Raw genomic sequence first — 16,584 nt, forward strand, 5'->3', positions numbered from 1 at the left:
ACCGGGTGCAGCTCGCGAAGGAGGGCCTCGGCGAGCGCGGCACCGCGTGGTGGGAGCTCGACGTCGACGAGCGGCGTGCGCGTGCCGTCGACCGGCTCGCGCGGTTGGACGCAGCGCCGACCGACCCGGAGGATCCCGAGGAGCGGGCGTGAGCGCCGGGCGCGATCCGGCTCCCGGGGAGGCGGCAGCGGACGGGGCGGCGCCGCGCATCGCGGTGCTGCCCGCGACGCACGACCGCTTCGACGACCTCGCCGCCGTGCTCGGCCCGAAGCGCCCCGACGCATCCGTCTGCTGGTGCCTGAGCCACCGCATCGACGCGAAGGCGAACGCGGCGCTGCGCGGCCCGGAGCGCGCCGCCTACGTCGAGCAGCTGACGCGCCGGCCCGTCGCCCCGGGCGTGCTCGCGTACGTCGGGGACGAACCCGTCGGATGGGCCGCGGTCGCGCCGCGCGCCGAGCTGCCGTTCGAGCGGTCGGCGAGGATCCCGCACGTCGACGAGCAGCCGGTGTGGTCCATCTGGTGCATCCGCGTGCGCCCCGGCCATCGGAAGCAGGGCATCTCGCACGCGCTGCTCGCCGGCGCCGTCGAGTACGCCGCGGCGCACGGGGCGCCGGCGGTCGAGGGCTACCCCGTCGACAACGGCGGTGCGCGCGTCGATCTCACCATGGCCTACGTCGGCACGCGCGCGCTGTTCGAGCGCGCGGGCTTCGAGCTCGCCTCGGCGACCGACGCCGTCTCGGGCGGGTTCCCCCGCGTCGTGATGCGCAAGCAGCTCGCGCCGCGCTGAGCGGGCGCGCGTCAGCGCGCGAGCGCCGACGGCGCCCCGCTCACGCGCGCGACGAAGGACGCAGACGCCACCCGGCTCACGCGCGCGCCGCGAGCTCCGCGAGCGCCTTCTCGAGCCGGCGCTGCCGCGTCTCGGCCGCCTTCGCCTCGCCGATCGAGCGCGCCATCTCCTTGCGCCGCGACGGCGGCAGCGCCTCGAAGGCGGCCTTCGCGGACGCATCGGCGTCGAGCGCGGCCGCGAGCTCCGAGGGCAGCTCGATCGCCCGCTCGGCGGTGTCGAGCGCGATCACCGCGTCGACCTCGTCGCCGGCGCCGACGCCGAGCGCCTCGCGCCGCTCCCTGCTGAGGCCGAGCAGGTTCAGCCCGCCCATCTGGCCGATGCGCGTGCGCACCGTCGCGTCGCCGATCGTGAGCGTGACGGGCGCGTTCCGCGCACCGCCGAGCGCGGCGACCTGGTCGTCCGTCAGCACGATGGCCGCCGCCGGCCCGTGCTGCTCGATGGTGGTGCGCAGGCGCAGCTCGCTCATGCCCGCACGCTAGCGGCCTGCGCTCCGGGCGCACCAGTGGACGGCCGCGACGACTACGGTGGGCGGATGGGCCGGCGGATGTTCGCGGCGGTCGTCCCGCCCGAGGACGTGAGGGAGGACCTCGCGGCCTTCCTCGAGCCGCGCGAGGGCCTCAGCTGGACGCCCCCGGACCGCATGCACGTGACGCTCGCGTTCCTGGCGGACGTGCCGGAGCGCATCCTCGAGCCCTTGGAGGAGCGCCTCGCGCGCGCGGTCGGCGCGGTCGAGCCGTTCGCGTGCTCGCTCGCCGGCGCGGGCGCGTTCCCCCACCCGGATCGCCCCGCGGTGCTGTGGCTCGGGGTGCAGCAGGGAGCCGACGCACTCGAGCGGCTCGCGCGCCGCGTGCGCGATGCGGCGAGCACCGCGGGAGCCGCGCCGGACGGCAAGCGCTTCACAGCGCACCTCACGCTCGCCCGCCCTCCGCGGCAGCGGAGCGCCGTGCGCTGGCTGCACGTGCTCGACACCTACCGCTCGCGCACCTGGGAGGTCGACGAGGTCGAGCTCATCGACTCGCAGCTGCTCGGGCACGGCCGGCGCGCGCTCCACGAGACGGTCGCGCGGCTGCCCCTCGGCGCCTGACAGACAGCCCGACTGATCCTCAACCGGTTCTGTGGTCGGCCGGCGCGATAATCGCGTCCGCCGACCACTGAACCGGTTGAGATGGGGCTCAGGCGGAGCCGCTGCCGTCCTGCTGCCGGCGGAGCCGGTCGATGTGCTCGGAGGCCTCCGCCTTGGTCAGGTCGGCGGGCAGCTCCTCCCCGGCCTGGCGCGCGAGCGTGTCGAGGTAGGAGCGCTGCGCGTCGGTCATCGGGTCGTCGCCGCTGACCCAGTCCGCGGGATCCTTCTGCAGGCCGCTGTCCTGCGCATCGCCGGTCGCGCCGATCGTGTCGCGCTCGCCAAGGTCGCCGCCCTGCGACCCGTCGGGCATGGTGCTGTCGGTCATGGCGTCCCCTCCTCTGCTGCCCCGCCGGGCGGCGGCGCGTGGCCCGCACTCTATGCCGCGAGCCCGAGAGCCCGCTCCGACCGACGGCCGAGCGCCGGGGCGCTCAGCCCTGCAGGAACGCCTCCGGCTCGAGCTGCATGAGCGCGACGATGTTGCCCGCCGGATCGGTCGTCCACGCGATGTCGGGCCCGAAGTCCGGGTTCGAGACGATGCCCCGCTCGTCCTGCTCGAAGCCCTCGTAGCGCTCCCAGGTCGCGCCGCGCGCCCCGAGCGCGTCGACCGCCGCCCGCAGATCGGCGACGCCGAGGCTGAGCACGGTGAAGACGGCGGGCCTGTGGTCGTCCTTCTGGTAGATCATGACCCTTGCGCCGCCCGGGAGCACGAGGCCCAGGATGCCCTCCATCGGCTCCTGCACCTCGAGCCCGAGCACGTCGGTGTAGAACCGCTTCGCGGCCGCCAGATCGGGCGCGGCGAAGCTGCTGAAGCCCTGCGTGTAGTCCATCGAGACCACCTCCGCGGGCAGTATCCGCCCGGCGCATGCGCCGGGCAAGGGGTCGGATGCGCCGCGAGACGAGCGAGGCCCGCACCGGCGGGTGCGGGCCTCGGATCGAGCTGCGGAGCGGTCAGTCGGCGACCTTCGCCACGAGTCGGCCGACGGCCGTGCCGTCGATGAGCTGCTGGATGCCGGCCGGGATCTCCTCGAAGTCGATCTCGGTGATCGCGGGCTTGAGGTCGCCCGAGGCCATGTAGCGCATCGTCTCGACGATGTCGTCCTTGCTGCCGCCCATCGAGCCGTGCAGCTGCTTGCGGCCGAGGATGAGCGAGTAGGTGTCGATCGTCGACTCGAGCTTGCCCATGCCGACCTGCACGACGCGGCCGCCGCCCGACGACTTGACGGTCTTGAGCGCATCCGCCGTCGTCACGCCGAAGCCGGCGTAGTCGATGATGACGTCGAGGTCGACGTCGGCGAACTCGGTGATCGACTTGGCGACCTCGGTCGCGCCGGCCTCGCGGATGCGGTCCCAGATCGACTCGTTGATCTCGGCGACGTAGACCTCGGCGCCGCGCAGCTTCGCGACCCGCGCGCCGATCTGGCCGAGGCCGCCGAAGCCGATGATGCCGACCTTCATGCCGGCCTCGACGCCGGCGGTCGAGAGCGCGCCGACCGAGGTCATGCCGGCGTCGGTCGCGGCTGCGGCCTGCGCGAACGAGACGCCGTTGGGGATGGCGACGAGCGCGTCGGTCGAGACCTCAGCGCGGTCCTCCCACGCGCCGTTGACCATGTAGCCCATGATCTCGGCGAGCGGCCAGACGGCGACGCGGTCGCCGACCTTCCAGTCGGTCACGCCCTCGCCGACCTCGCTGATGACGCCTGCGGTCTCGTGACCGGGCACGACGGGGAGCTCCTTCATCGTGGACAGCCACTTCTCGTCCTCGAGGATGCCGACGTCGGAGTGGCACAGGCCCGCCGCCTTCACGTCGATGACGACCTTGCCCGGGCCTGCGGTGGGCTCGGCGATGTCGACTCGCTCGAAGTCCTTGTGAGTCCCGACGAACTGCCATGCGCGCATGGAGATCTCCTTCGAAATTGAACTACCTTGTGCTCCCGAGACTACTCCGCTCACGAGCAAGCCTGCAGCGATTCCGCTCACGGCTCAATCCCCGCTCGGGCGCGCGGCTCACCGCTCGGAGACGGCGCCTGCCTCCACCCGCCAGTGCCGGTCCGTGCGGACCGTCTCGAGCATCCGCCGGTCGTGCGTGACGAGCAGCAGCGTGCCGTCGTACGACTCGAGCGCCTGCTCGAGCTGCTCGATCGCGGGGAGGTCGAGATGGTTGGTGGGCTCGTCGAGCACGAGCAGGTTCACGCCGCGCGCCTGCAGCAGCGCCATCGCCGCGCGCGTGCGCTCGCCGGACGAGAGCTCGTCGACGGGGCGGCCGACGTGGTCGGCGCGCAGGCCGAACTTCGCGAGCAGGGTGCGCACGTCGCCGGGCGACATGTCGGGCACGAGCAGCTCGAACGCGGTCGCGAGCGGCTGCACTCCTGCGAGCAGCGCCCGCGCCTGGTCGATCTCGCCGATCTGCACGCTCGCGCCGAGGCTCGCGGAGCCCTCGTCGGGCGCCCGCCGGCCGAGCAGCGCCCGCAGCAGCGTCGACTTGCCCGATCCGTTGGGCCCGGTGATGCCGATCCGCTCCCCCGCGTTCACCTGCAGCGAGACGGGCCCGAGCGTGAAGCCGCCCTGCCGGATCACCGCGCCGCTCAGCGTCGAGACGACGGTGCTCGACCGCGGTGCGGCGGCGATCGAGAACTGCAGCTGCCACTCCTTGCGCGGCTCCTCGACCTCGTCGAGCCGCGCGATGCGGCTCTCCATCTGCCGCACCTTCTGCGCCTGCTTCTCGCTCGACTCGGTCATCGCGCGGCGGCGGTTCTTGTCGTTGTCGGGCGCCTTCTTCATCGCGTTGCGCACGCCCTGGCTCGACCACTCGCGCGTGCGGCGGGCGCGGGCGACGAGGTCGGCCTTCTGCTCGGCGAACTCGTCGTAGGCCTCCCGCGCCTGGCGGCGGAGCGTCGCGCGCTCCTCGAGGTACGACTCGTAGCCGCCACCGTAGACGCGGTTCGTCGACTGCGCGAGGTCGAGTTCGAGCACGCGCGTGACGCAGCGGGCGAGGAACTCGCGGTCGTGGCTCACGAGCACGACGCCGCCGCGCAGCCCCTGCACGAACCCCTCGAGCCGCTCGAGCCCGTCGAGGTCGAGGTCGTTCGTCGGCTCGTCGAGCAGCACGATGTCGAAGCGGCTCAGCAGCAGCGCGGCGAGCCCGACGCGGGCCGCCTGCCCGCCCGAGAGCGACGTCATGAGCGCGTCCCCGTCGAGCTCGAGCCCGAGCTCGGCGAGCACGATGGGCGTCCGCTCCTCGAGATCGGCGGCCCCGCTCGCGAGCCACCGCTCCAGGGCGGATGCGTAGGTGTCGGCCGGGTCGGTCCCGGCGGGCGCGAGCGCGGGGTCGCCGAGCGCCGCCGCGGCGGCATCCATCTCACTGGTGGCCTGCGCGCAGCCGGTGCGGCGGGCGATGTAGTCGACCACGGTCTCCCCTGGCACGCGCTCGTGCTCCTGCGGCAGCCAGCCGACGAAGGCGTCCGCGGGCGAGAGGGCGACGATGCCGGCCTGCGGCTCGTCGACGCCCGCGAGGATGCGCAGGAGCGTCGACTTGCCCGCGCCGTTCGCGCCGACGACGCCGACGACGTCCCCCGGGGCAACCGTGAGATCGAGCGAGTCGAAGAGCGTGCGGTGGCCGTGGCCCCCGGCGAGCCCCTGTGCGACGAGGGTTGCGGTCATCCGTCGATCCTTCCACTCGATGGCCCTCGAGCGATCTTCGGACTAGATGGCCCTCGAGCGATCTTCGGGCTAGGCTCCGCCGTAAGTGCTCACCATTCACGAGGAAGTGCGGGCCTTTGCGATTTTCTTCACAGGACCCTGACATCGAGACGATTGTGCGTCGCATTGAGGATGGCGACTACGATCTCCAACCGGACTTTCAGCGCGGGGAGGTATGGTCAACTCAGAAGAAGCGCCGGCTGATTGATTCCATCCTGCGCGGCTGGCACGTTCCCCCCATCCACCTTGTCGCCCGCGACGACGGCCGGAGCGACGTACTCGATGGTCAGCAGCGACTGACCGCAATCCGTGACTTCGTGAATGGCGCCTACGCCATCGACGGAAGGATTGAGCCGTTCAACGCAAGCATATCGGCGCTTCATGGCGCCCGATACGCAGAACTTCCCCCGGACGCGAAACGTGCCTTTCGGAAGTTCACAATCCGAGTGTTTGAGCTCCTGGACTATACACCGGACGAGCCCCATGAGCTATTCTTCCGCCTGAACCAGCCAACTAGTCTCACTGAGGCAGAGAAGCGAAACGCGTTTATCGGCGACGCGAGAAATCAAGTCCGCGACCTCGTGAATTGGGTATCCCACACTCCCGACTGGCAGGACAGCCTCGGCTTTTCTAACGCTCGCATGGCGTATGACGACGTGCTGGCACGGGTGCTCGTCACTGTAGAAGCTCGGCGTCTAGACGAGAAGATCACCGCGGCTCGCGTTACCGCACGGTACAGAGCAGGAGAGCCTTTTGCGGAAGCAGACGTCCGCGCTGTTCGGGGCGCGGTCAAAGTTGTCTTCGATGCGCTGGCCGAGAGGCGAACGCAACACATCCGACCCAACAAAGCCACCCTGCATACCTGGCTCTGCATTGCCTCGCAGATACTGCTAGGGGAGCACCAGTCACCTGCGCTCGACCGACTGCCAGCTACAATCCATGGCATCGAGATCGCGCGGTGGATGCGTCCGGGCGAGATTGAGGGCCCAGCAGCTAATCTGTTCGCGCTTTTTCAGGACCGAGCCACCGCACGAGTTGCAGACGTGTCCTCCGTTCTGCTCAGAGACTTGATCGGCTGGATGTTTCTTGCAGGATCTGACAGCGAAAGTAGCTCCAACGTGAAGCTTTCGACTGCTAGTCGCGTATGGAATGCGTACCTTCAGTCGACAGGCGATCTCGATGACATTCTAAATCTGGCTGATGCTCACCACTGGGGAGACTTGGGCTGGTGAGACACATCGAGGCTGCCGAGGCCGTGCGGAAAGTCGGGCTTCGGAAATATAGTTCGCGCCTGGATTGGCTAAACCTTACGCTGACTAGCGAAGCGGGCAAGGCGATCGACGTATCCCTTCGTTTCAGCGCCGGGATCGGGGTGGTCACGGGCGGGAATGGGGCCGGTAAGACAACGTTGCTGCGCGCTCTACGTTCACTCCAAGATGAGAGCGAGGCATGGCCCAGCCGCTTGGTCGGCTTGAAGGCCGGTGGCGTGCACGACGGCGCCGACTGGCACGTCGAGTTTGAGCGGTCGCCATCACAGGTGTCACCGTCCCTGATCAGCGTCGCAGGGACACGGCCGCCGTTACTGGTGATCGATCCGGCCGAAGAGACGCAGCGCATTCGAACTCGATTCGAACACGATCCAAACGCGGCAGACTTGCTGGAGGGCACCGACCCCCGCGCTTTCGACGCCGAGATGGTCGCCCATGCTTCTCGTGTTGTGGGCCGCGACTACAGCTCCATCGACGTCTACGAGATCGAAGGGGACGACGGCGAATCTTCCGAGCCTTGGTTCAAGATTCGCGTAGACGGCGTCGTCTATGATGCCCTTGGGGCAGGCCGCGGCGAACTTTCGGCGTTGTACCTTCTTTGGCATCTTTCACGGGCGGAAGCGAACTCCATTGTGGTGATCGATGAGCCGGAGGCATGGCTCGCACCGGCATCACAGGCTCGCTTGAAGGAGGTATTGGCCTTCTTCAGCGCCGAGAATGCTATTCACTTCGTGCTTTCCACCCACTCCCCGGAGATGTACCTCGGATTGGACAATGCGCCTGTGTCGATCGTCGAGGCCTTGCCAAGCCCTCGCGCGCATGCTCAAATGTCGTCGTTCGCGGCAGCTCGTGCGCTGGGCACTCCATTGCGACCAGCCATCGTGATGTTCACCGAAGATCGGCTTGCCCGGGAGCTGCTGATCGCAATCTTACGTGAGGTCGACTCATTGCTCGTCGAGGCGGTCGAGGTGTTCCAGTCTCGTGACGGCGAGTCAGCGCTGCTCCAGGTCCAGCAGCAGTTCTTGGATGGCGACATGGAGCGCCGTCGCATCCGGCTTGCGGTCGTTCTAGACGGCGATCAGCGACGCATGCAGAAGGGCCAGCGCGTCAAGCGCGACGAGAGGTTGTACCTGCCCGGCAATGCCGCACCGGAAGCGGTGCTTAGAGCGACGGTTTCCCCGATCGTCCATAGGGCTAGCGATGATGCGCTGAGAACCGCAGGGGTCACCGACGCCATACAGTTTCGGCAGTCGCTTGCCCGTGCCGCCGGCCTTGATCATCATGACTGGTTCGTCGAGGTGAGCAAGGAATTTTCCAGCGCAAGTGCTGCATGCAGCGCGCTCGTACGGTTGTGCTTGAGCGACCACGACTTCGACACGGATTCTCGCGAGCTGACCGAACGCATCCGAGTACTCGTCGTGCGATCCGCATAGGCGTGTGCAACCCGCGCGGCTGTGTGGACGCAAGCGGGCATCGCCGCCCGACGAGCAATCTCAACACCCCGGCGCCCTCTCCCGGTTTGTTCGTCCTGCGCGCCGCAGAATTCGTTAAGCACGCCCCTCGGAGGCCGGGCGCCACCTGATATGCCTAAACCTCGCCAACGCGCCCTGCAGCCGTTCGACCTCGCCACCCGCTTTCCCCTTAGCTCAGTGAGCGGTGCCGCGCGCTCGGGCTGCTCGTGTCCAGTCTGGGTTCGGCCTCACGTTCACCGCCCTTGGAAGCGGTGGCGGACGCCAGTTCCGAAGCAGAGTCACGGGTCAGTCACCGCGATCCTCATCGAGTCGGCCTGATCGCTGATCTCGCGCGCGAGCCGCACGTCGCGGATCGTGATCGCGCCGACGTCGTGGCTGCTGAGGCGCACCTCGACGGCTCCGTACGTGAGGGTGACATCCGGGTGGTGGTTCGCCGCCTCGGCGGCGGCGCCGATGCGGTTCACGAGCTCGAGCCCTGCCGCGAACGTCTTCGACCGGAAGCGCGCGACGAGCGCGTCGCCGCTGCGCCGCCAGCCGGCGAGGCCGGCCTCGTCGATCTCGGTCTCGGAGAGGGGCGCCTTCGGATCGCTCATGCACCCATCGTGCGCCGCTCGCGGGTCCGCGACCAGCCCGACCGGGCTCCGGTGCACCAGACTCGGAGCATGGACGAGCTGCGCGTGCCCCCGTGCCCCGGCGCACCGCAGGGCCTCGTGGTGCCGGCGGCGGAGCTCGTCGAGCAGTTCTCGCGGTCGTCGGGCCCCGGCGGCCAGGGTGTGAACACCACCGACTCGCGCGTGCAGCTGAGCCTCGACCTCGCCACCACGACCGCGCTCAGCGACGTGCAGCGGCGTCGCGCGCTCGAGCGGCTCGCGGCCCGCCTCGCCGGTTCGGTGCTCACCATCAGCGCCTCCGAGCACCGCTCGCAGCTCGACAACCGCGTCGCTGCGCGCGCTCGGCTCGCGGCGCTGCTGCGGGACGCCGTGGCGCCCGAGACCCCGAGGCGAGCGACGCGCCCGACGCGCGGCTCGCAGCGCCGGCGGCTCGAGGCGAAGCTCCGGCGCTCCGCGACGAAGCGCGATCGGCGCCCGCCGGCTCCCGAGTGACCCGACGCCGATCAGGCGAGCGCGCCGCGAATCTCCTCGAGGCGGTCGATCGCCTGGTCGATGAGCGCGGCATCCGTGCCGCGGACGACGATGTTCGTGCCGAAGCCGGTCGCGTCGCGGAACGGGTACGAGCCGATGCTGAGCGCCGGCAAGGCCGCCGCGAGCTCGCGCAGCGGCGCCGCGATCCGGCCCTCGCCGACGTCGAAGCGCACCTCGCGCGAGAGCACCGGCCTGCCGGTCTCGAGGTCCGGCAGGAGCTCGTCGAGCATCGCGACGAAGATCTCGGGCACGCCCGCCATGACGTGCACGTTGCCGATGCTGAAGCCCGGCGCCCCGCTGATGCGGTTCCGGATGAGCGCGGCACCATCCGGGATGCGCGCCATGCGCAGGTGCTCGGGCGTGAGCACCCGCCCCGGGCCGACGGCCGCCTGGAGGTGCTCGCGCGCGTCGTCGCGGATGCCGATGCCGACCCCGAATGCGTCGGCCACCGCATCCGCCGTGATGTCGTCGTGCGTCGGGCCGATGCCCCCCGAGGTGAACACGTGCGTGTGCGCCTCGCGCAGCGCGTGCAGCGCCGCGACGATCACCGCGTGCTCGTCGGGCACGACGCGGATCTCCCGCAGGTCGATGCCGACCCGGCCCAGCTGCAGCGCGAGGTGGTAGGCGTTGGCCTCCCGGGTGCGCCCGGAGAGGATCTCGTCGCCGATCACGAGCATGGCGGCAGTCGGGTTGGTCATCCCCCGAGCCTGCCGCCTCGCCGCAGCACGGGCAAGCGGAGGCGGAGGCTGCGAGCCGGAGCTCCGCCGCGAGCGCCAGTAGCCTTGCCGCGAGCCCACCGAGCCGGGAGGACGACGCATGCCGCGGTCACGCGCAGACAGCATCGCCGCGCGCCGCCGAGAGGTGCGCGAGCGGCTCGACGAGCTGGAGCGGGAGCTCGTCGAGCTGCGACGGATGCGCGAGGGGCTCAACGACGACGACGAGCACGACCCCGACGGGGTCTCGCTCTCCTCGGAGTGGTCGCGCCTCGAGGGACTGCGGCAGACGCAGCTCGAGGCGCTGGCCGCGATCGACGCGGCGGCCGCCCGGGTCGAGCGGGGCGAGGACGCCCTCTGCAGCGTGTGCGGTCGACCGATCGCCCCCGAGCGGCTCGAGGCACGGCCGCAGGCGACGACCTGCATCGACTGCGCGCGGCGGCTCGAGGCCTGACGGACGACGCTGTCGCGGACCGCCGGACAGCGTTACGCTTCCCGCATGCTCAAGGCTGCAGCATCGCACGACGCGTGGACACCCGCCGTCATCGCCGTCGCGCTGGCGCTCGGCGGAGCGACGCTGCTCTCGCTCGCTGCACTGCCAGGGTTCGCGCCCGACGCGGCCGTCGTGCTCGCGTGGGTCGCTGGCTGGGTGTGCGTCGTCTGGTCGGCGCTCTCGGCCGCGCTCGCCCTCGGCCTGCTGTCGCGCTCGCGCGGCGACGGTGCGAGCGTCGCCCCGAGCGCATGGGCCGTGGCGATCGCGATCGCGCTGCTCGTGATCACCGTCGTGCTCCATCCGCCGTTCGGATCGGGCGCCGCCTGACGTCCGACGGACGTGCGAGAGCCCCTCTCGCTGTCACTGCGGAGGGGCTCGCGTGGCCTTCGTCCAAGCCATCGGGCGGCCCAGGAGTACCGGGTTCCACCCTGCCAGCGCGAGTCTGGATGCTTCCTGAACGGTGGTTGGACACGGCCATGGGGTGCGGCCCCGGCTACCGCGCTCCCGACGACGAGGGCTCGTCGGCTGAGGAGGCGAGCATCCGGCCGTCCGGGTCGAGCCGCGACAGGAGCGCGGCGGAGATGGCCGACAGCTGATCGACCTGCTCGGGCGACAGGGCGTCGAGCACCGTCTCGCGGACCCGGGCGACGTGCCCCGGGGCAGCGGCGACGACCTTCTCCCAGCCGGCATGGGTGAGCTCGACGTTGGTCGCTCGGCGATCCTCGGGGCAGGGGTAGCGCTCGACGAGACCGCGGGCCGCGAGCCGGGAGACGACCTTCGACAGGCGCGGCAGCGTGGCATTCGTGCGAGCCGCGAGCGCCGAGGCGCGCAGCACGCGGTTCGGCGCCTCGGAGAGCATCGCGAGCGCGAAGTACTCGAAGTGCGTCAGCTCGGCGTCATGGCTCAGCTGCGCGTCGAGCGCGTTCGGCAGCAGCTCGAGCACGGCCGTGAAGCGCACCCACGCCTCGCGCTCTCGCGTCGAGAGCCAGCGACTCTCTCCCATGCGTCGATCGTAACCGCGGCGGTGGCGGCGCCCGGGCGCTCCAGACGGCGCAGGGCCGGCCCGCCGCGTCGGCGAGCCGGCCCCGCGCCTGCTGTCGTCAGCGCCGCGATGCGAGCAGCGCGTCGAGCGAGAAGCGTCCTGCCCCGGTCGCTGCGAGCGCGAGCGCTCCGCCCGCGAGCAGGAGCACGAGCTCGATCCCGCCGTCCTCGATGAACATCCCGAACGGCGCGTGCACGAGCAGCGCGGCGGCCACCATGTCGACGGCGACGAGCACGGCCGCAGGCCGCGTCAGGATGCCGAGGGCGATCGCGATGCCCCCGATGAGCTCGACGATCGCGACCACGGGAGCCGCGAGCTCGGCGAGCGGCACGCCCATCTGCGCGAATGACGCAGAGGTGCCCGCGAAGCCGTAGAAGAAGATCTTCTGCGCTCCGTGCGCGATCAGCACGGCGCCGAGCGCGAGGCGGAGCACGAGCAGGCCGATCGCGGGCGAGGTGGGCAGCTGCACGCGCGCTGCGCGCTCGACGGGTGAAGTGGTCGTGGACATCCTGGTTCCTTCCGGACGCGGGCAAATAGTTGTCGCTACAACTCAGCGACTCTCCGTCCAGCGCGCGGAGCGGCCGCCGCATTCCCTGCGCGGCCCCTCCTCGGAGCGCGCCGCCACCCTCGAGCTGCTGCAGCCCTCGTAGGGTGGCGAGCATGGACGAGGACGACGCGCCGGGCTGGGATGCCATCGAAGCGTCCATCGACTCCAACCTGTCCCCGGATGCCGCACCTCTGCACTGGGCTACGGCGCTTCTCCCGAATCCGAGCGGCCTGCAGGGCATCAGCGCGTACCCGCTGGGGGACGTATGGCTTCTTGTGACCTTCGGGCTGACAGAGCTGTTCGACAAGGTGAGCGACGACACCTCGGTCAGCGGCTGGGGGTTCGAGCTGACCATGCGAATCCCTCGGCCTGCGCACGAAGAGCAGCCGCCGCAGTGGCCCGTGACGCTGCTGAGCCGGCTCGGGGCGCTCGTCTTCTCCCGCTCGCAGCCTTTCGGCGAGGGACACCGCCTGGATCCAGGAGGGCCGATCACCGGCTCCGAGGGCACGCGCCTGACCGCGCTCGCGTTCACCGCAGACCGGCAGCTCCCGGCGATGGATACACCCCATGGGCGCATGCAGTTCCTGCAGGTCGTGGGCGTGACGCGCGGCGAGCTCGAGCGCATGCAGCAGTCGTCGACGGCAGATGTCCTGCTCGAGCTGCGCCGAAGCAACCCCCTGCTTGTCACAGACCCCCTGAGATGACCGCGACGAGCGAGTGCGCTGCGGGACACCCCGCAGCGCCGCCGGATCGGACGGCGGGCACTACACGTTGAAGCGGAACTCCACCACGTCGCCGTCGGCCATGACGTAGTCCTTGCCCTCGATGCGCACGCGGCCCGCGGCCTTCGCGTCGGCCATCGAGCCGGCGGCGTCGAGGTCGGCGAACGAGACGACCTCCGCCTTGATGAAGCCGCGCTCGAAGTCCGTGTGGATGACGCCCGCCGCCTGCGGCGCGGTCCAGCCCTTGCGGATCGTCCAGGCGCGCGACTCCTTCGGCCCTGCCGTGAGGTACGTCTGCAAGCCGAGCGTGTCGAAGCCGATGCGGGCGAGCTGGTCGAGGCCCGACTCCTCCTGGCCGAGCGACTGCAGCAGCTCGAGCGCCTCGGCCTGGTCGAGGTCGATGAGCTCCGACTCGACCTGCGCGTCGAGGAAGACCGCCTGCGCGGGCGCGACGAGCGCGGCGAGCTCGGCCTTCCGCGCGTCGTCCGAGAGCACCGCCTCGTCGACGTTGAAGACGTAGAGCACCGGCTTCGCCGTCAGCAGCCCGAGCTCCTTGATCGGCGTCACGTCGAACCCCGCCTGCGACAGCGTCGTGCCGCCGTCGAGGATCGCCTTCGCCTGGAGCGCCGCGTCGAGCACCGCGGGGTCGGTCTTCTTGCCGCGCACCTCCTTCTCGAGGCGCGGCACCGCCTTCTCGAGCGTCTGCAGGTCGGCGAGGATCAGCTCGGTGTTGATCGTCTCCATGTCGGAGGCCGGGTCGACCTTGCCGTCGACGTGCACGACATCCGTGTCGCTGAACCCGCGCACGACCTGCGCGATCGCGTCGGCCTCCCGGATGTTGGCGAGGAACTGGTTGCCGAGCCCCTCCCCCTCGCTCGCGCCCTTGACGATGCCGGCGATGTCGACGAACGACACCGTCGCGGGCAGGATGCGCGCGGAGCCGAAGATCTCGGCGAGCCGCGTGAGGCGCTCGTCCGGCAGCTCGACCACCCCGATGTTCGGCTCGATCGTCGCGAACGGGTAGTTCGCCGCGAGCACGGTGTTCTTGGTGAGGGCGTTGAAGAGGGTCGACTTGCCCACGTTGGGGAGTCCGACGATGCCGATCGTGAGTGCCACGACAGACCAGCCTACCGGCGCGCATCAGCCCCACCGGCCCGGGCCACCGGGCCCCGACTAGCCTGAGGGGCATGGATGCGTCGGAGCGCCCGGGCGGGCGGCTCGCCCCCGCGCTCGCTTACCTCCGCAGCATCGCCGGGCCCGATCGCACGGCGCGCACGAACCGCGACCTCGCGGTGCTGCTCGCGCTCACCGCGGGCATCCTCAACTCCGTCGGCTTCATGGCCATCGCGCTCTACACCTCGCACATGACCGGGCTCACCGCGATGCTCGCCGACAGCCTCGTGCTCGGCGGCCTCGACGTCGCGCTCCTGTGCCTCACGGGCATCTCGGCGTTCGTCGTCGGGGCGATGGTGTGCGCGCTCCTCTTCAACTGGGCGCGGCGCCGCGGCCTGCATAGCCGCTTCGCGATCGTGCTGCTGCTCGAGGCGGCGCTCGCGCTCTTCATCGGCCTCGTCGCGCACGAGCTCACGGCGGCGGAGCGCGGCTGGGTGCTCATCGCGCTGCTCGGCTTCACGATGGGCCTGCAGAACGCGGTGATCACGAAGATCTCCGACGCGCAGATCCGCACGACCCACGTGACCGGCATGGTGACCGACATCGGCATCGAGCTCGGCAAGCTGCTCTACCCGAAGCGCGCCCGCGACCCCGACCCGGTGCGGCCGCAGCTCGGCCGCCTGGCGCTGCACCTGCTGATCGTCGGCGCGTTCTTCCTCGGCGGCGTGATCGGCGCGCTCGCCTACCAGGCGATCGGCTTCGTGACCGTGGTGCCCACCGCGCTCATCCTGCTGCTGTTCGCGAGTGTGCCCGTGCTCGAGGACCTGCGCGCCCTCTCACGCCGCTCCGCGTGAGCGGGTCCCCCGCCTCGTTCTCCCAGCCTGCGGGCGTACCGTCGTGGCCACAGCGCAGCCGACGGCTGCCGGTGCCAAGGGTGGAGGAGCGACCATGACCCACGACCAGAACGACCCGGCCTACGACTCCCGCGACGGCGACCCGGTGTACCACGAGGCGCCGCCGGCCGACAGCGGCTCGGCGAGCTCGTTCGACACGCGCCACAACGAGTTCCCGCCCGAGGAGGGCCACCACGGCGGCGCGGTCGACCCGAGGACGGGCGCGATCCTGCACGCCGACGGCACCCCGTTCGAGGAGCCGAGCCAGGACTGGCCCGAGCGCCGCGACGCGGAGCAGCCGGAGCAGCTCGACGAGGGCGACCAGGTGGCGCTCGAGGCCGAGGAGCGCCGCGTCGCGGGCTCCGACGCCCCGGGCATCGAGGGCGAGCGCCGCTGACGAGCACCGTGCGCCGCCGCTTCGTCGTGCACGGCAGGGTGCAGGGCGTCGGCTTCCGCATGGCGGCCAGGCGCGAGGCCGAGCGCCTCGGCCTGGCCGGCTCCGTGCGCAACCGCGCCGACGGCACGGTCGAGGCGGAGGCCGAGGGCGGGGCGGATGCGGTGCTCGCGTTCGGCGCGTGGCTCGAGCACGGCCCTCCCGCGGCCCGCGTCGACCGGGTCGACGCCGTCGAGGTGGAGCCCTCGCGTGCCGGCCGACCTGACGGCTTCGCGGTCCGCTGACCGCACCGTCCTCTGTCTTGGCGGTCGACCAGCGCTCTGCCACCGGCCCCTCAGGAACCGCGCGTACGGTCGCGCCCAGGCGACAGCCGCCCTCGCTGGGTGCGGCGGGCCCGACGTCCGCGGCGCCGCGCAGCGAGGAACCACCATCGATGGAGGACATCGTGACGTTCCAGGGCAACATCGACCAGCTCCCCGGCCGCGACGTGTACGGCAGCGACGGGCACCGCATCGGCACCGTCGGGCAGGTCTTCGTGATGGAGGGCACCGACGAGCCCACGTGGGTGACCGTGCAGACGGGCCTGTTCGGCCTGCACGAGTCGTTCGTGCCGGTCGCGGATGCGACCATGCGGGGCGACGACCTCACCGTGCCGTACGACAAGGCGTTCGTGAAGGACGCGCCGCGCATCGACGAGGCGAGCGAGCTCACCGTCGACCAGGAGGCCGAGCTGTACCGCTACTACGGCGTGCAGCCGCCGCTGCAGCAGCACCACGGCGACCGCGACGGCTCGCTCGGCGACCGCGACCGCTCGTGGGACGACCGCGACCGCTCGTACGGCGACCACGACCGCGACCGCCACGACCGGCTCGACGACCGCGGCGAGGTCGCCGGCCACCTGCAGGGCGACAGCGCGCGGCACTCCGGCGACGCAGATGACGCGGGCCGCACGAGCGCGCACGCGCCGGGCACCCCGTACGGCGGCGGGCACGACGCCGGTTCCGCGGTCGGCGACGACCGCGACCGGGACTGGGATCGCGATCGTGACCGGGATCGCGATCAGGACCGGGATCGCGCCGACTCGCGCGGCGCCGGCGCGGGCGCCTCGCTGGGTGCCAC

The 16,584-nt window shown here is 71.1% G+C and carries 22 protein-coding genes; 12 read left to right on the top strand and 10 right to left on the bottom strand.

Annotation, left to right across the window (positions count from 1 at the left end; genetic code table 11):
- The first annotated feature begins 148 nt into the window (after positions 1 to 148).
- Positions 149 to 787: a GNAT family N-acetyltransferase gene (locus NWP09_RS06470; protein ID WP_258274712.1), complete on the top strand. Its 639-nt coding sequence runs from the start codon at positions 149 to 151 to the stop codon at positions 785 to 787.
- 76 nt (positions 788 to 863) lie between these two features.
- On the opposite strand, the gene NWP09_RS06475 is transcribed toward NWP09_RS06470, so the two are convergent.
- Positions 864 to 1,313, bottom strand: coding sequence for a YdeI/OmpD-associated family protein (locus NWP09_RS06475; RefSeq protein ID WP_258274713.1), 450 nt, complete (start codon positions 1,311 to 1,313; stop codon positions 864 to 866).
- 66 nt (positions 1,314 to 1,379) lie between these two features.
- Here NWP09_RS06475 and thpR point away from each other — a divergent pair, with 66 nt between their 5' ends.
- Entirely contained in the window at positions 1,380 to 1,931 is a 552-nt protein-coding gene (gene thpR / locus NWP09_RS06480) for an RNA 2',3'-cyclic phosphodiesterase (RefSeq protein ID WP_258274714.1), read from the top strand.
- An 88-nt stretch (positions 1,932 to 2,019) separates the two neighbouring features.
- On the opposite strand, the gene NWP09_RS06485 is transcribed toward thpR, so the two are convergent.
- The 4 genes from NWP09_RS06485 to abc-f all read right to left on the bottom strand — a co-directional run bounded on the left by NWP09_RS06485 (position 2,020) and on the right by abc-f (position 5,627).
- Positions 2,020 to 2,295, bottom strand: coding sequence for a DUF3072 domain-containing protein (locus NWP09_RS06485; RefSeq protein ID WP_258274715.1), 276 nt, complete (start codon positions 2,293 to 2,295; stop codon positions 2,020 to 2,022).
- A gap of 103 nt (positions 2,296 to 2,398) precedes the next feature.
- Positions 2,399 to 2,797: a VOC family protein gene (locus NWP09_RS06490; protein WP_258274716.1), complete on the bottom strand. Its 399-nt coding sequence runs from the start codon at positions 2,795 to 2,797 to the stop codon at positions 2,399 to 2,401.
- 121 nt (positions 2,798 to 2,918) lie between these two features.
- On the bottom strand, positions 2,919 to 3,866 hold the full coding sequence (locus NWP09_RS06495; protein ID WP_258274717.1) for a zinc-binding dehydrogenase: 948 nt from the start codon (positions 3,864 to 3,866) through the stop codon (positions 2,919 to 2,921).
- A gap of 108 nt (positions 3,867 to 3,974) precedes the next feature.
- The gene (abc-f, locus tag NWP09_RS06500; RefSeq protein ID WP_258274718.1) at positions 3,975 to 5,627 is read right to left on the bottom strand and encodes a ribosomal protection-like ABC-F family protein; all 1,653 of its coding nucleotides are present in this window, start codon (positions 5,625 to 5,627) and stop codon (positions 3,975 to 3,977) included.
- A 116-nt stretch (positions 5,628 to 5,743) separates the two neighbouring features.
- Between abc-f and NWP09_RS06505 the strand changes: the two genes are divergently transcribed.
- A complete protein-coding gene (locus tag NWP09_RS06505) occupies positions 5,744 to 6,898 on the top strand; it encodes a DUF262 domain-containing protein (protein ID WP_258274719.1) in 1,155 nt (384 codons plus the stop codon).
- On the top strand, positions 6,895 to 8,367 hold the full coding sequence (locus NWP09_RS06510) for an ATP-binding protein (RefSeq protein WP_258274720.1): 1,473 nt from the start codon (positions 6,895 to 6,897) through the stop codon (positions 8,365 to 8,367). The genes NWP09_RS06505 and NWP09_RS06510 overlap by 4 nt, the downstream gene beginning before the upstream one ends.
- Positions 8,368 to 8,684: 317 nt before the next feature.
- Here NWP09_RS06510 and NWP09_RS06515 read toward each other — a convergent pair whose 3' ends face one another.
- Positions 8,685 to 8,999 (bottom strand): 4a-hydroxytetrahydrobiopterin dehydratase, encoded by a 315-nt coding sequence (locus NWP09_RS06515; RefSeq protein WP_258274721.1) that lies wholly within the window; start codon positions 8,997 to 8,999, stop codon positions 8,685 to 8,687.
- 69 nt (positions 9,000 to 9,068) lie between these two features.
- Between NWP09_RS06515 and arfB the strand changes: the two genes are divergently transcribed.
- Complete coding sequence (arfB, locus tag NWP09_RS06520) at positions 9,069 to 9,509, top strand: alternative ribosome rescue aminoacyl-tRNA hydrolase ArfB (RefSeq protein ID WP_258274722.1); 441 nt, start codon at positions 9,069 to 9,071, stop codon at positions 9,507 to 9,509.
- An 11-nt stretch (positions 9,510 to 9,520) separates the two neighbouring features.
- On the opposite strand, the gene NWP09_RS06525 is transcribed toward arfB, so the two are convergent.
- A complete protein-coding gene (locus NWP09_RS06525; RefSeq protein ID WP_258274723.1) occupies positions 9,521 to 10,246 on the bottom strand; it encodes a molybdopterin-binding protein in 726 nt (241 codons plus the stop codon).
- 118 nt (positions 10,247 to 10,364) lie between these two features.
- Between NWP09_RS06525 and NWP09_RS06530 the strand changes: the two genes are divergently transcribed.
- Together NWP09_RS06530 and NWP09_RS06535 are read left to right on the top strand one after the other, a co-directional pair.
- Positions 10,365 to 10,715, top strand: coding sequence for a TraR/DksA C4-type zinc finger protein (locus NWP09_RS06530; RefSeq protein WP_258274724.1), 351 nt, complete (start codon positions 10,365 to 10,367; stop codon positions 10,713 to 10,715).
- Positions 10,716 to 10,760: 45 nt separating this feature from the next.
- A complete protein-coding gene (locus NWP09_RS06535) occupies positions 10,761 to 11,081 on the top strand; it encodes a hypothetical protein (protein ID WP_258274725.1) in 321 nt (106 codons plus the stop codon).
- Positions 11,082 to 11,247: 166 nt separating this feature from the next.
- Here the strand turns inward: NWP09_RS06535 and NWP09_RS06540 are convergent, their stop codons facing one another.
- Together NWP09_RS06540 and NWP09_RS06545 are read right to left on the bottom strand one after the other, a co-directional pair.
- On the bottom strand, positions 11,248 to 11,757 hold the full coding sequence (locus tag NWP09_RS06540; protein ID WP_258274726.1) for a MarR family winged helix-turn-helix transcriptional regulator: 510 nt from the start codon (positions 11,755 to 11,757) through the stop codon (positions 11,248 to 11,250).
- A 97-nt stretch (positions 11,758 to 11,854) separates the two neighbouring features.
- Positions 11,855 to 12,304, bottom strand: coding sequence for a DoxX family protein (locus NWP09_RS06545; RefSeq protein ID WP_258274727.1), 450 nt, complete (start codon positions 12,302 to 12,304; stop codon positions 11,855 to 11,857).
- Positions 12,305 to 12,456: 152 nt separating this feature from the next.
- On the opposite strand from NWP09_RS06545, the gene NWP09_RS06550 reads away from it, so the two are divergent.
- Positions 12,457 to 13,047 carry a suppressor of fused domain protein gene (locus NWP09_RS06550; protein WP_258274728.1) on the top strand — a complete coding sequence of 197 codons (591 nt, stop codon included), beginning with the start codon at positions 12,457 to 12,459 and terminating at the stop codon, positions 13,045 to 13,047.
- Between the two features lie 60 nt (positions 13,048 to 13,107).
- On the opposite strand, the gene ychF is transcribed toward NWP09_RS06550, so the two are convergent.
- Positions 13,108 to 14,181, bottom strand: a complete 1,074-nt coding sequence (gene ychF, locus NWP09_RS06555) for a redox-regulated ATPase YchF (protein ID WP_258274729.1) — start codon at positions 14,179 to 14,181, stop codon at positions 13,108 to 13,110.
- 71 nt (positions 14,182 to 14,252) lie between these two features.
- Between ychF and NWP09_RS06560 the strand changes: the two genes are divergently transcribed.
- The 4 genes from NWP09_RS06560 to NWP09_RS06575 all read left to right on the top strand — a co-directional run.
- Positions 14,253 to 15,032, top strand: coding sequence for a YoaK family protein (locus tag NWP09_RS06560; protein ID WP_258274730.1), 780 nt, complete (start codon positions 14,253 to 14,255; stop codon positions 15,030 to 15,032).
- 94 nt (positions 15,033 to 15,126) lie between these two features.
- The gene (locus NWP09_RS06565) at positions 15,127 to 15,468 is read left to right on the top strand and encodes a hypothetical protein (protein ID WP_258274731.1); all 342 of its coding nucleotides are present in this window, start codon (positions 15,127 to 15,129) and stop codon (positions 15,466 to 15,468) included.
- An 8-nt stretch (positions 15,469 to 15,476) separates the two neighbouring features.
- Positions 15,477 to 15,749: an acylphosphatase gene (locus NWP09_RS06570; RefSeq protein WP_258274732.1), complete on the top strand. Its 273-nt coding sequence runs from the start codon at positions 15,477 to 15,479 to the stop codon at positions 15,747 to 15,749.
- A gap of 149 nt (positions 15,750 to 15,898) precedes the next feature.
- Positions 15,899 to 16,584, top strand: a 686-nt coding sequence (locus tag NWP09_RS06575; RefSeq protein WP_258274733.1) for a PRC-barrel domain-containing protein, incomplete at its 3' end; no start/stop codon positions are given.

This window comes from Agrococcus sp. HG114, from assembly GCF_024723325.1.
Classification (GTDB): domain Bacteria; phylum Actinomycetota; class Actinomycetes; order Actinomycetales; family Microbacteriaceae; genus Agrococcus.